The sequence below is a fragment of the Glaciimonas sp. Gout2 genome, from assembly GCF_035018905.1.
In the GTDB taxonomy this organism is placed as follows: domain Bacteria; phylum Pseudomonadota; class Gammaproteobacteria; order Burkholderiales; family Burkholderiaceae_D; genus Glaciimonas.
In genome coordinates, this window is record NZ_JASJXA010000001.1 from 218,024 (window position 1) to 232,054 (window position 14,031).

Genomic DNA, 14,031 nt, shown 5'->3' on the forward strand with positions numbered 1-14,031 from the left:
TTTTAATAACTATCGGGTGACTTTGATGGATTCACTAAGAATCATCAAGTTCAGCCGGGAATGCAGCCAAAGGTTCACATTAAGACGCGTGATTTTAGCACGTGACGCTCGCTGTTCGGCTTTTCCCAAAGTCAGCAGTTAGACATAACACGCTAAATGGATGTATTGCCCACAATAAATATGCTTAAATGCAACCCATCAAAATCATCACGCCCATCAAATTAATCATCATGTCCGCTTATTTTTGGTATCACCCTCAGCACCACCATCTTTTCACTTTTTAGTAGCTACCTTTAGGTCGGCGTTTGCGCCAAGTCTCATTTCGTTCCATTGAGCGCAGAACACCGTTACCAAAGTCCGAAACAATGTCACAACCGCCATTTCGCTCAGGAACATATTTATGCGTCAAGTATTCGCGCTTAGTCTATTAATAGGCGCCACCTCTCATTTTGCGCCAACCATTGCGTTTGCCCAGAGCGCCGACATTCAAGTGCCTCCTTCAGGTAACGCTTATCTTCAGGACAACCGCGGTCCCATCGCACGTAGCCAATTTGGCCTTTGCTGGCGCTCTGGATATTGGGACGATCAAGCCGCCATGACCGGCTGTGATGGACAACTCGCACCGCCCATTATGAAAGAACGGCACCTGAACTGATCAAGCTAACAACAGCCGAACCAACAGAGCCGCCAATTGCCCCTATTCAGTGCAAATTTTCTACAATTCTCAACGGTGACCAAACATTTACTTTCGGAAAAAGTACGCTCAAGCCTGCTGCTGGCGAGCAAATTGACAAAGATGTTCTGCCGCAATTACGTCACTGCGGGATAATAAATGCTATAACAATAACAGGACATACTGACCGACTCGGCACAGACAACTACAACAAACAATTATCTGAACAACGGGCAAAAAGCGTAGCTAATTATCTAAAGAACAAAGGAATTGTTACCAGAATAACCATCATAGGTGCAGGAAAATCTCAGGCAGTGACGATTTGCAGTGAAAAATCAAGTCGCAGCAATCTGTTGAAATGCCTGGCACCCAATCGACGAGTAGTCATTAAAGTGCAATAAAACAAGCTTCCAGTCATAAATAATTCGTATAGTTCTGAAAACCAATATATGATGATGTCCGCAGAGATGTTTTCAAATTAGCATGTTGTGCGAAAACAACGAAGCGAGAAAAACGTGGTGCTAGCTTTTGCCATACTTAGCTACCAATAGAAGCCTGTGGCAGAATGATGCCTAGTGCCATTGCATGTAGCCAATTTCACATGTAACAGCTCGAACCACGTGGTATTATCCAATTTTTGATGTCGTATATTAGTTGCGCAGTTAATCTGCGGATATCTCAACCGAGAGGAGAAACATGAATAAATTAGCAAAACTCGTCTTCGCTGCGTCCGCAGTCGTCGCACTGACTGCCTCCGCGCAGGAAATTAAAGATATCCAAGCTAAAACCCCTACCAGTGCTTATGTACAAGATGCGCGCGGCACAATCGCTCGTGATCCGTACGGTCTGTGCTGGCACACTGGCTACTGGACACCTGCTGATTCAGTACCGGGTTGTGATGGTGAATTAGCACAAGCTGCTCCAGTTCCTGCTCCAGCTCCTGCACCAGTTGCTCCAGTCGCCGCTGCTCCAACTTCACAAAAAGTTACTTTCGCTGCTGACGCGTTCTTTGACTTCGACAAAGCTGTCCTGAAGCCAGAAGGCAAAGCGAAGCTTGACGATTTGACTTCTAAACTGGGTGGATTGAACCTGGAAGTCATTATCGCTGTCGGTCACACTGACTCTATCGGTTCGGTTGCTTACAACCAGAAACTGTCGATCCGTCGTGCTGAAGCTGTAAAAGCATATTTGGTTCACAAAGGTATTGAATCAAATCGTGTTTACACCGAAGGTAAAGGCAAGTCACAACCGGTCGCTGATAACAAGACCGCTGCTGGCCGCGCTAAAAACCGTCGCGTTGAAATCGAAGTCGTTGGTACATCCAAGTAATCGATTTAAGCACGATCAAAAAACCTTGCTTCGGCAGGGTTTTTTTTCGTCCTTTTTTGCAACTCTGTGTCTGACTTTTATTTCCAACACCTCCCTCCGTTATTACTTGTGCGTATTGCCTTTTAACATTATCTACAGGCGTTCACATTCCGTAATAACATCCAATGGTGCATCTTTGCTTTGCCTTCCCCTCGCGATTGCTCGCTTGCGTCATATTTTTGCGTCAGATTCCTGATAGATGTATGCTTCGTTTAGTCACCCACAAAATGGCGATTTAGACAAAATAGACTGCCAGCCAAAGGAATTCCGCAAACTACTTAATTCCAGCTATCATTATGTCTATGAACGTTGACCAATCAGAAGTCCAAAAATTTAGCGATCTTGCTCACCGTTGGTGGGATCCAGATGCTGAGTTTCGCCCATTGCATGAAATCAATCCGCTCCGTCTTGAGTGGATTAACGCGCGTGCCGCCCTTACTGGAAAAAAAGTCCTCGATATCGGCTGCGGTGGCGGCATCCTGGCAGAATCAATGGCAAAAAAAGGCGCCATTGTCACCGGGATCGACTTATCAGAGAAAGCCCTCAAAGTGGCTGATTTGCATGGCTTGGAATCCGGCGTCCAAGTGCATTACGAAAAAATTGCAGCCGAAGACCTGGCAGTGCGTGAAGCGGGTCAATTTGATATCGTTACCTGCATGGAAATGCTGGAGCACGTGCCCGATCCGGCATCCATTGTCAGGGCTTGCTCTACTTTGGTGAAACCTGGTGGCAAAGTATTCTTCTCCACCCTGAACCGAAATCCAAAATCGTATCTTTTCGCCATCCTCGGTGCTGAATATCTATTACGAATGCTGCCAAAAGGCACGCACGACTACGCAAAATTTATCACGCCTGCCGAATTATCACAGTTTGCCCGCAACGCTGGATTAACGGTGGATAGCCTAAAAGGGATGAGCTATAACCCGATTACCCGCATCTATTCACTCAATCAAGATATCAGCGTCAACTATCTGATTGCTTGCACCCGAGCGGAAAAATGACGTTGTTTAAACCAACGTCTTCAGCCAACCTCACAATTCTTATCCTCCGCCTCACTCCGGGCGGAAACTCTTTGCTGTAATGATTTAGATAACCCATGCAATGACCATTCGTTATGCGGGGATACCTTAGCGTCAGTCGTACTAACTACTTTTCGATAATCTCCACAAAATCTTATGCCTTTGCCAATACCACGTGCGATTCTTTTTGATCTTGATGGCACGCTTGCCGATACTGCACCGGATCTGGCCGCGGCGATGAACCGGCTTCAACTTGAACGCGGCTTATCAACTACCGCATATCATGCGTTGCGGCCTTTTGCATCTGCCGGCGCACGTGGCCTGATTGGAGTCGCATTCGGTCTTAAACCTGGTGACGATGGTTATGAAGACTTGCGCGTTGCATTCCTGGATAACTATGCGGCTTCGCTCGCAGAAAAAAGCAGTTTATTCGACGGCGTTCCGGCACTCCTCCTGGATTTGGACCAACACGGTCTCACATGGGGCGTCGTCACCAATAAAGCCGCGCGATTTACAGATCTTTTGATCCCACAAATAGGCCTACAACACGCTGGTTGCGTGATTTCTGGCGATACAATGGCGCATCCGAAACCGCACCCCGCTCCTCTATTAGAAGCTGCCCGACGCTTGAATCTGGCGCCGCACGAATGCTGGTATGTTGGTGACGATCTGCGCGATATTCAAGCCGGACGTGCCGCGGGAATGCCAACGGTTGCGGCAGCGTGGGGTTATTGCGGCCATGCAGAGCCGGTCACATGGAACGCAGATGCACTCGCCGATACACCCTCCGCATTAATGGGACTGATACAGACATCATTGGCGCAATAAGCACAACCCAAACACCTATCAAGAGCGGCATGTGAGTCTGCAAATGCATACCGCACTTGATTGGGCGGGGTCTCACGCCCGGCTGCTTTCGACGCGCTTTCAGCTCACATTCAGGCACCGTTAAATATCAAAATCATGCCCGGTCAGGCAAAAATCTGGCCCGTGCTGCCGCGTCCAAACTTCATCGTTGACGAAGTCGACTCCAACTAACACTCTGGCAAACAATCCACTCTGGCGGTATATTGATAGTCGTCGCTCAGCAAGGATACCTCTATGACCAATTCGAATCGCACCATTTGGCTTCGCCGTACTCTTCGCTGGACAGGTTTTACCGTTGCTGTACTTGCGGTTTTAGCTGCTTTAAGCTGGGTTGCAATACCGCTGACAAAACATCTGGCCGAGCAACAAATCGAACAGCAACTTGGTCGCAAGGCGACGATCGGAAACATAAGCTTCAATCCGTTCACCCTAACCCTCAACGCTTCAGACTTCACGCTATACGAAATTGACAAAATAACACCCGCCTTTGCAGCAAAAAATCTGTTGGTCGATGCTTCCGTCACGTCGATTTTTAGGTTAGCGCCGGTACTTCAGGAGGTGACTTTATCCAGTCCCAACGTACACATTATTCGTACCAGTGCTGAAGGCATCGGCCGCTATAATTACTCCGACATTATTGATCGCATATTGGCCAAACCGAAGACCGCGGGAGAAACACATTTCTCAGTAAAAAATATTCGGCTGGAAAACGGTGCTATTACCTTTGACGACAAAGTGACGGATAAACAGGTCAATATCACAGCGCTTAATATTGGCGTGCCGTACATCTCCAATTTTGACAGCGCGATAAATTCCTTCGTACAACCGAGCCTGTCCATGAAAGTGAATGGATCGCCATTCGAACTGAAAGGTCGCTCTAAACCTTTTGCCAGCAGCCTCGATACAGCGCTGGTAATCGATATCGATCAACTCGATGTTGCCAGTTATGTGGCCTTTTCACCAGTGCCGTTACCTCTCATGATTCAGAGTAGTAAACTATCGACCAACCTCGACCTCACTTTCGTCCGCGCCAAGGACAAACCAGAAATTAACCTCTCTGGCGACATTAAACTCAGCGACGTCTCGCTCGCCGACAAGCACGCCGCACCGCTTTTCAAAGCCCAGACCATAGACGCGCACATCAATAAATTTGACGTTCTCACAGCGAGCGCTACTATTGGAAAAGTAAATATTCAAGCTCCCGAAGTATGGGCTGCGTTGAATGCAGACGGCGCTCTCAATTGGGCCGCACTCGCCACCAGCAAGTCGTCTTCCAGCAACACGCCAGGCACTGACAAAGCCGACGTAAAAGCTGCCAAATCCGCACAGCCATCACCTCAATTCACTTTGGACCAGTTCACTATTCATGAAGGTATTATTAATTGGTCAGATGCCGCAAACGCCGCGCCCACCTTCAACACACAATTAAAAAACCTCACTGTTGATGTCAAAAATCTCTCACTCGCTGCCGATGCAAAGCCAGCCACGATCTCCGCATCAATAGTCGCCGCCGAAGCGCAGGAAATAAAATTTAATGGTCAAGTCACACCCGCAACTGCCTCAATCAACGGCGAAGCAAGCGTTGATGCACTTCCACTGGCGCAATATCAACCGTATCTTAACAATACACTAGCCGCAAATTTATCCGGCCAGTTAACACTCAAAACAGCCGTCGCGATCAGCGGTGCTAAAGTGGCGTTAACGCAACTCAACGCCGAGGTGGGCGACGTAAAACTTACCGCTAAATCGAGCGCGAACGGTAGTGTGCAAATTAAAAAAATCAAACTTGAGGACGCAACGATCGATACCGAATCGCGCACCTTCAATGCTACCGCGTTCACCTTGGCGGGCGTGCAAGCTGACGTACGTCGTGACGCGAAAGGTAACATCAATCTTCAGCAATTCATCAAAGCTGGCGAATCCAAATCCAAAACAGTCAAAGCACCAACTGTAAAAACAAAAACAACAGATCCAGAATGGGTAGCTAATCTGAATAGCATTGCAGTCACTGACAGCACGCTTATTTATAGCGACAAATCCGTTACGCCACCCGTTAATTTACGTGCTGATGGATTTAACTTAAAAGTCGACAACGTATCCAGCAAGCGTGACAAGACAGTCAAAATCGCGCTACAAACCCAACTTAACAAAAGTGGAAAATTATCCGTAAATGGCAATGCGTCGCCACAGTTTAAGACCCTTGACCTTGCCATCGATGCGCAAAGTCTGCCGGTTGCAGCGCTGCAGCCTTATTTCGCAGATCTGTTAAATGTCACTCTATCTTCCGGCCAGGCCAACGCCAAAGGCAAACTTCTGCTGACGCCACCGTTAGGAAAAAATCCGCTGATTGCACGCTATAACGGGATGCTGCGTTTGACCAATTTCCGCGTTATTGATAAAGAGAATGGTGCGGACTTTTTGAAATGGAAATCACTTGATGTGAGCGGAATCAATGCCAACATCGACGGATCACATCAGACCATCAACCTGGGCAAAATCGCCCTTGACGATTTTTATACACGCGCCATCCTATCGCCCGAGGGAAAATTAAACTTCCAAGATATCGTGGTCTCGAAATCAGGCAAGAAATCGATCGTCACCGAACCCGCCACGACATCCGGCCCCAAAAAAACCGACAGCTCGGCATCGGAAATAAAAGCCGCGGCCGCACCGGAAAGTGGTGTGAACAACCCCATCAAAGGTGATGGCAAGGTCGTCGCCGCAACACCACCAACACAAGACGATGCAAATACACCGGTTATTCGGATCGGCCAAGTCGTCTTAAACAACGGCAACGTTAATTTCACCGATAATTTTGTTAAGCCGAACTACACGGCCAACATGACCGGCATGACCGGAAGCGTGGGCGCTGTTGCATCGGACAAACCTGCGCCAGCTGCAATTGACCTCAAAGGCAAGATCGATAATGATGCGCCGGTGGCTATCTCCGGATCACTCAATCCCTTATTCAAACCCATGTTTTTGGATATCAAAGCCAGCGCGGACGGCGTCGAACTACCGCGCCTGACACCGTATGCCGCTAAATATGCTGGCTATGCGATCGTCAAAGGCAAGCTGTCGATGGATGTAAATTATAAAATCGAAGAACAGCAACTGACGGCGCAAAACCATGTCCGCATAGATCAACTGACATTTGGTGACAAAATCGATAGCCCCAGCGCCACCAAACTTCCCGTTCGGTTAGCCGTCGCGTTACTGAAAGACCGCAACGGTCAGATCGACATCAATCTACCAATTTCTGGCTCATTATCAGACCCGCAGTTTTCTGTTGGCGGCATTATCTTGCGCGTCTTCATTAACCTGATCGCAAAAGCCGTTACCTCTCCGTTTGCGTTACTCAGCTCCGCATTCGGTGGCGGCGACGAACTGGGATATGCCGAGTTCAAGCCAGGTTCAGCGATGTTGACCGCTGCGACCACGACCAAACTCAATACGCTCACCAAGGCACTGCTGGATCGTCCTGCATTGAAACTAGACATCATCGGGCGGGTTGATCCTGCAACCGACAATGTCGGTTTGCGTCAAGAGATACTCAATAACAAAATCATCGCATTAAAACAAAAGAACACCGGCACGAAAGGAAAATCGGATGCAGAGGCTGATGACGCTGATGCAGCATCGCCATCAGCACCGACTGCAATCGCCCTGACCGATGCGGATAAAACGCAATACATGGAGAAAGTCTACAAAAACGAAAAATTCGACAAGCCAAAAAATGTCATTGGATTCTCGAAGTCTTTACCAGTGCCCGAAATGGAACAGCTAATACTCACTAATACCAAAGTGACACCGGATGACTTGCGGTCATTGGCAGATCAACGTGCGCAAGCCGTCCGTATCTATTTAGAAATCAAAGGCAAAATTCCTCTGGAACGGATTTTCCTAATCGCGCCCAAGCTCACAGCCGATGGCATCAAAGATAAAGGCGCCCCAAGTCGTGTCGATTTTGCGCTGAAATAAAATGCCTACAGAAACAGTCTTGTGTTTTGATCAAGGAAGATCGGGATGGAATAATAAGCGACTTCTTGTAGCAGGTGAATTTCATTCGCCGCGCGTTAGAAGGGCTAGCAACCCGATCCCCAATGAACAGCGATGAAGGCGCATAAAGTTGGTGCAATCATCACCAACCACATCATAAGCGACCGTTCAAGCATTTAAGCTAGCCTTGCAGCAGGATTGACCGCTGCATCAAGGCCGAATGCTCACTGCTGAATGCGATTGTTTACACAACGGACCTCAAATGGCCCATTGAATTGACCACAATCGTCCGATAAGCGATAAGAATAGCTGCCGGATTTATGCATCAGCGGTTTAGCGCTCGCTCGCCTCAACCACAGCCCCTTTTCCCGGTAACAACTGCGCGTGCAAATTTTTCACATCGCCAGCCTTCAGCGTAAACAGCAATTGGTGCCGCTCCCCTGCAACAATCGCGCAACTGCTGCGACCGTCCGAGTTATCCACAGCCACCACCTGATCTCCCGAATGGAGAATAAATGTCGCCTTTTGGTCTGCATCAAATTGGTGGACTAATTGTTTATTCAAATACACACCGATCATACAGCCAGGATTAGGATGCGCAGGATCACGCAATATCACCACGGTCCCAAAACCGGCCTCTTCCGGTTTTGGATCAGGTGACTTTTCAATTTTTTTAGGGATGGGTGGCAAGCTTACCGCAACAGGGTCGCGCTGCACTTTAGCAACCTTCTCAGAAGGCCCCGAAGTCGATGACCCGCATCCGGCGACTGCAAAAGCAATCAGTATAGAAAATAGTATGAGCTTCATTATTTACTTTTTTTTAAGTACGTGAAGGGCGCTATCACAGCAAATTATTTCGCGGTCTAATGAATAGTACTACCGCACAGAAATGCGCGGACGCATCATATTTCGATAGCCACAATTTTACCAAAACTATGTCACTTCTCCGCATCGAGAAGTTTTTTAAGCCAGCAAATACACATCAAATTCATCGCCAATTCTTTAAACAAAAAGCATGCGCTAATAATATGTCCACTTTTTACGCCACCACGCGTTTACTGAGAGACACCGAATTGCGCTACAATAGCAACTGCTTGGGGGCGACCTGGTTTCGACAGGGGCTACAAAGCAGCGCAGGGCATACCGAGGGCTGGCTACCTCGTAAATACAACCAGAAAAACTATAACTGCAAACGATAACTCGTACGCACTAGCCGCTTAATAACCGGTTAGCTCTACACCATCTCGTCTCTGGGGTGGGCTGGTCAAACAGCAGTAGAGTCATTTACAGAGAATCGCTTTTAGTCGGGTTACTTGGCTAAAAGTTAAATTTAGGTAACTCGTCTGAACGAAGCGTGTGCGTCCGCGTCGGTTGGGCTAAATCAAATGACAGCACTAAGTATGTAGAACTGTCTGTAGAGGGCTTTTGGACGCGGGTTCGATTCCCGCCGCCTCCACCAAGATACACCACACCAGACCATCGCAGGCCTTGCAAATACAAGGGCTACAAATACTGCGAGGTCTGGCGATGGCTGAAAATGTCTCCGTTTTCGCCCAAATTTCGCCCAGGCTTGGGCGGTAGCCTTAAGCCCTAGTTCTTGGACTACGCTGGCTGTACGATGCCCCTGCAAGATACCAATTCATAACTATTTAGTAAGTGACAAGTCTTTCTTGTGAGACGAGAAACGCTACTGATTACAAGTCCGAAGCAATACATAAAGATAACAAATACTTAGGGTACTTTTTGCTCCGCAATTCGCAAAACGACCTCGCTCGAAAGCCTTGCGCTACATGCCTCGTTTATTTTTTGCGGAGCAGAAATAGGTAAGCTCAGATCACAAAGCAAGGGCCATCGTTGGGTTCGATATGTCGCTGATTAGCAAAAGAAACGACATGTACTCATCATATGTCACTATAGAGTAACGATTGCGACACGATGCTTTTTTTATAAGAAAATACCTCTAGAAAACATGGTAGTCATAACTTCTCTGGTTCCCTCATACCGCCATTTGTCGTCGAAATGCAATTTGAGCGACACATTTGTTTGACATGTCGCCACCGACGACATATCCTCAAGTTATGTCGCTCAAATCACTTTTTAAGAACATGACAACAAATATCTCTGCTTGGCAACCTGATCAACCATACAACGCACTTCCACAATTGCCGCCGATAACCGACCTCGAAACCAAATTAGTTTTGAAGCGTTGTATTGCAGCACGTGTTGCCCTTGCAGAGCTAAAACAAGCTGCAGAGTTGATTCCCAATCAGAGAATGTTGGTGAATATCATACCGCTGCTGGAGTCCAAAGATAGCTCTGCAATAGAGGGTATCGTGACAACCACTGACCTAATTTTTAAGCATGCTCAAGGAAGTGATGCCCACGTGGACGGCGCGACGAAAGAGGCATTGCGCTATAGAACCGCGCTTCGTGCCGGTTTTGCTTCGATTCAAGAAAGGCCACTTTGTACCGCCACGGCGATCCAAATCTGTCGCACCTTGAAAGGTGCTGATATGGATATTCGGCGGGTTCCGGGAACTCAATTGGCGAACGATCAGACGGGCGAGGTAATATACACACCGCCAGTCGGCGCAGATAATCTGCGCAATTTACTAAGTAATTGGGAGAAGTTTCTTCACAACGAAGTCGATATTGATCCCTTAATACGAATGGCCGTAGGACATTACCAATTCGAAGCAATTCACCCTTTCGGTGACGGTAATGGCCGTACAGGCCGCGTACTCAATATCCTTTATCTTATCCATGAAGAACTACTTACTCTCCCGATTTTATACCTGAGTCGATACATCACTGCAAACAAGGCAGACTACTATCGCTTGCTACTGGGTGTCACGAAAGATGGTGCTTGGGAGCCTTGGATCATGTATATGCTCCAAGCGGTCGAAGAAACATCAAAATGGACGACAGCAAAAATATCTGCAATTCGCGACTTGGCAGATGTCACTGTGGATTATGTAAAAAAACAAATTCCCAGGACCTATAGTCGTGAATTGGTTGATGTCATTTTTGAACAACCCTACTGCAGAATCGTGAATTTAGTCGATAAAAATATCGCTAAGCGCCAAGCTGCATCTCGATACTTGAAGGATTTGGTGATGATCGGAGTCTTGCGAGAAGTGGAAGTTGGTAAGGAAAAAATCTTTATCCATCCAAAGCTCATGAAACTGGTTACCCAAGAGACCAATGAAATTATTCCCTACGCTGATCTTACGATAATTTAGTGTTCAATATCGACGACGACAATGCATCATGCGGAGAAACTTTTTCTATGGCCTGTTTTTATGCTTGAACTTTTATCTTATCCGCGATCACTTCGGCGATTCCGTCGTAAACAGGTGGAGGTATAACAAGATTTGAGATTACAAGTTCCTGCGCAGTCCGATTAGACTTTACTTTGTAATCTAAGTAAATTGGTTGAACTTGGTTTCCGCAATACAACTCTCGAATTCGAGGATGATCGTCATAGCTTAGCAACCAAGGATAGCCTTGCGATGTCACGAATGCTGACAATTTAACATGATCTTTATCAGTATACGAATGGCGGTATAGTTTTGGCCCCTGAATATAATATGGCGGATCAATATAAACAAAGGAAAATCCCACCGATATTTGCTCGGCATTACGGGTCAAAAAATCTATCGCGTCATGACAATGAACTGAAATCCGCTTGGAATATTGCGCAACTGCTCTTATTTGTCTTATTGTTTTTTGCTTATTAAATCTACAATCAATTTTGTAATCTGAGGTTTGTCTTTTGCCGCCAATAGGTCCGGCTCCAATAATTCCAGAAAAATTGGTTCGATTAAAAAACAAACCAGCTACTCCTAGTTGAAGTAACGTGAACTTACTGCTTTCGATGTCTGTGACATCCCTTAAGGGCTGTAAGTCATTCCAAGTGTCGATATTAATAGGGCAAGCATTGATAGCGGCGCAGAGCGCCTCTAATTCATGCAATACGCACCACCAAAATGCATATATGAGAGGGTCGCGCTCGTTCAACACCACGTTCGACACAAAACCAAGCCTGAGTAATTCTAATGATACCGAAGCTCCTCCAGCATAAGGCTCATAAAGCGTACAACCAGCAAGGAAATTTTCTTCGACCACTCCACTGATGTACGGAGCCAAGAGGGCTTTTCCACCCGGATAACGTAACGGGCTCATAGCTTCTCGCCGCCCACCTTTTTTTACCATCTCAATTTCCATCTAGTATGTATTTAATCACTTGCCGAAGATTATTCGCGACGGACTCTAGTGTACTAGAGTCCGCCTCTTGATACTTCAAATGAGTCATTGCATCTAGATAATTTTTAGCCTCCATTGTCGTGTGGCTTTGGAGCGTTTTACAAATATTTTGTTCAGCAAACACGCCATTAGTAAACTTCGCACAAAACTTGATAAGAGCAGTAAGTCCTGGATCTTTGCCCTCCGCGGTGATGAGGTCGTTCCATTTATCCATGGCTTTTATTTTATGGACCAAGGCGCACTCGAATACTGACCGGGTGAGAAGGGAGGCCGCGATCGGCATCTTTTCATGGTTGATTTTGCACAATTCAAGTGTGAGCTTTATCAGATTGTTATCTATGACGTGACACTCTAGATGTTCAAAAAAAATAGATGCTTTCGGACCTTTAGGGCTACTATTTTTTTTATTTCCCAGATTCTCCGACTCATTTTTTTCGTTCGAAATTTTAGCGGGGTCCCGATTGCCCTTCGTTTCCGCTTCTGAAGTAACTACGGCAGTTTTTTCGCCTTTTTTTTCATAGCCATTTTGTTTAACAAGTAATGCTTCCGCGGCCGCAATTTTACCAGCCGGTGAATTTACAAAGTCACTAAAATAGCTTACTGGATCTGTCCGAGTATCGCATCGAGGACGGCCCCTCATCGCATCAGGTATCAAAAAGTCCCGTGCGATTTTTTCAATCTGCTCTCGAAAAACGTTTGCAGGAAGCGCGCTGATGATGTTCTGATCATCATCAAACCGGGCTTGTAGAACTTCTAGTGTTTTAGCTAACGTAAAAAAGCGAGTGTATGGATTAGTTTTAAGCTTTTCATTTTCCAGAATTTGTCTTTCATCCTCATTCCAAGCCGTTATTCCAAATGCATATCTTAGCAATTTATACGGACGGACAAGTTTTCTTACCTGCGCTGGTGAAGTGCCTAATACCTGTGCAACCTCATCTACTGATAATGAATTAAGAAGTCTTACAGCTCGACGCATTTTTGCCACCGGTGACCATGGTTTTGCACCTTGCTCAGTGTGACGTTTAGTTAAAATAGGTTCCGCAGAGACCCGATCCGGCGCAACGTCAGCAGAGATTCGCTTTATTCGCAACTTGGTGGCGGCAGACGCTACCGGAAACCGTAAACGATATTGCTGAGGGACGAGGGATGGGGTAAGAAGCATCTGGCAAGCCGCGACTCGTCGGTTGCCTTCCAGCACGATCGACTTTCCCGATTCGATTACAGTAATAATTCGCTCGCCGTAAAACAAACCGTTTGACTTTTCTATGCTTCGCGCCAATTCCAGAACTCCCTCCAAATCTAAGAGTTTTAACCGAATTGATGGTTGTGAAGCGCTCTCTAAAAGCTCTATCCGAGGATTTCGTACATCTAGCATAATCTTCTTCGGTTCTAAATCGTTAGTGGTCCATACCGGCTGTATGCCATTCCTGCTCCTTGATTTTTAACGTTGCATTGCGCTCTCGCGACAACACATGCATGAGATTCTACGAATTATATTAGTGTAATAATAAAACAATACTTCCGTGACAACTTTAATAATACCACTCCCAATTGTCCTAATTTTTCCTCAACTGTGGCATTTCGCATCATTTATCTCGATGGATTTTAACTTTGCGACAGATTGGTTCTGACTCATTTTGTATCAAAACGCCAACTCTAGAGTTCCTGCTCCAAGTGCATCAAACTGCGTCAGGCTATTGCAGGGATCATTCCCCTCCGTGCCCCGCAGAGGGCGTGGCTGTAGCGCCGTACCACGGTGCATTAATACCAGTCCATCTAACGAAGCCCGCAGGCGTGGTGGGTAGTGCGCGGCGCTGGGTCTGGCGGACATCAATAAGA

11 protein-coding genes and 1 other RNA gene are annotated in these 14,031 nt (G+C 46.8%); 8 read left to right on the plus strand and 4 right to left on the minus strand.

Annotation, left to right across the window (positions count from 1 at the left end; translation table 11 throughout):
- The first annotated feature begins 400 nt into the window (after nt 1-400).
- From QN379_RS00945 to QN379_RS00965, 6 genes are all read left to right on the plus strand, one after another.
- Complete coding sequence (locus tag QN379_RS00945) at nt 401-655, plus strand: hypothetical protein (protein ID WP_323505776.1); 255 nt, start codon at nt 401-403, stop codon at nt 653-655.
- Nucleotides 656-786: 131 nt separating this feature from the next.
- A complete protein-coding gene (locus QN379_RS23630) occupies nt 787-1,074 on the plus strand; it encodes an OmpA family protein (protein WP_416348511.1) in 288 nt (95 codons plus the stop codon).
- Between the two features lie 295 nt (nt 1,075-1,369).
- On the plus strand, nt 1,370-2,002 hold the full coding sequence (gene ompA, locus QN379_RS00950) for an outer membrane protein OmpA (RefSeq protein WP_322235822.1): 633 nt from the start codon (nt 1,370-1,372) through the stop codon (nt 2,000-2,002).
- A gap of 341 nt (nt 2,003-2,343) precedes the next feature.
- On the plus strand, nt 2,344-3,042 hold the full coding sequence (gene ubiG, locus QN379_RS00955) for a bifunctional 2-polyprenyl-6-hydroxyphenol methylase/3-demethylubiquinol 3-O-methyltransferase UbiG (RefSeq protein WP_322240451.1): 699 nt from the start codon (nt 2,344-2,346) through the stop codon (nt 3,040-3,042).
- Between the two features lie 174 nt (nt 3,043-3,216).
- Complete coding sequence (locus tag QN379_RS00960) at nt 3,217-3,888, plus strand: HAD-IA family hydrolase (protein ID WP_322235820.1); 672 nt, start codon at nt 3,217-3,219, stop codon at nt 3,886-3,888.
- 273 nt (nt 3,889-4,161) lie between these two features.
- Nucleotides 4,162-7,908 carry a DUF748 domain-containing protein gene (locus QN379_RS00965; RefSeq protein WP_322235818.1) on the plus strand — a complete coding sequence of 1,249 codons (3,747 nt, stop codon included), beginning with the start codon at nt 4,162-4,164 and terminating at the stop codon, nt 7,906-7,908.
- 351 nt (nt 7,909-8,259) lie between these two features.
- Here QN379_RS00965 and QN379_RS00970 read toward each other — a convergent pair whose 3' ends face one another.
- On the minus strand, nt 8,260-8,733 hold the full coding sequence (locus QN379_RS00970; protein ID WP_322235816.1) for a hypothetical protein: 474 nt from the start codon (nt 8,731-8,733) through the stop codon (nt 8,260-8,262).
- A gap of 289 nt (nt 8,734-9,022) precedes the next feature.
- Here QN379_RS00970 and ssrA point away from each other — a divergent pair.
- Nucleotides 9,023-9,385, plus strand: a transfer-messenger RNA (tmRNA) gene (ssrA, locus tag QN379_RS00975).
- A gap of 646 nt (nt 9,386-10,031) precedes the next feature.
- Entirely contained in the window at nt 10,032-11,168 is a 1,137-nt protein-coding gene (gene fic, locus QN379_RS00980; RefSeq protein WP_323505777.1) for a protein adenylyltransferase Fic, read from the plus strand.
- Nucleotides 11,169-11,226: 58 nt separating this feature from the next.
- Here the strand turns inward: fic and QN379_RS00985 are convergent, their stop codons facing one another.
- The 3 genes from QN379_RS00985 to QN379_RS00995 form a co-directional block, all read right to left on the minus strand.
- Nucleotides 11,227-12,141, minus strand: a complete 915-nt coding sequence (locus tag QN379_RS00985; protein WP_323505778.1) for a DNA adenine methylase — start codon at nt 12,139-12,141, stop codon at nt 11,227-11,229.
- Nucleotide 12,142: 1 nt separating this feature from the next.
- Nucleotides 12,143-13,567: a hypothetical protein gene (locus QN379_RS00990; protein ID WP_323505779.1), complete on the minus strand. Its 1,425-nt coding sequence runs from the start codon at nt 13,565-13,567 to the stop codon at nt 12,143-12,145.
- 267 nt (nt 13,568-13,834) lie between these two features.
- A complete protein-coding gene (locus QN379_RS00995) occupies nt 13,835-14,023 on the minus strand; it encodes a hypothetical protein (protein WP_323505780.1) in 189 nt (62 codons plus the stop codon).
- Nucleotides 14,024-14,031: the final 8 nt, after the last annotated feature.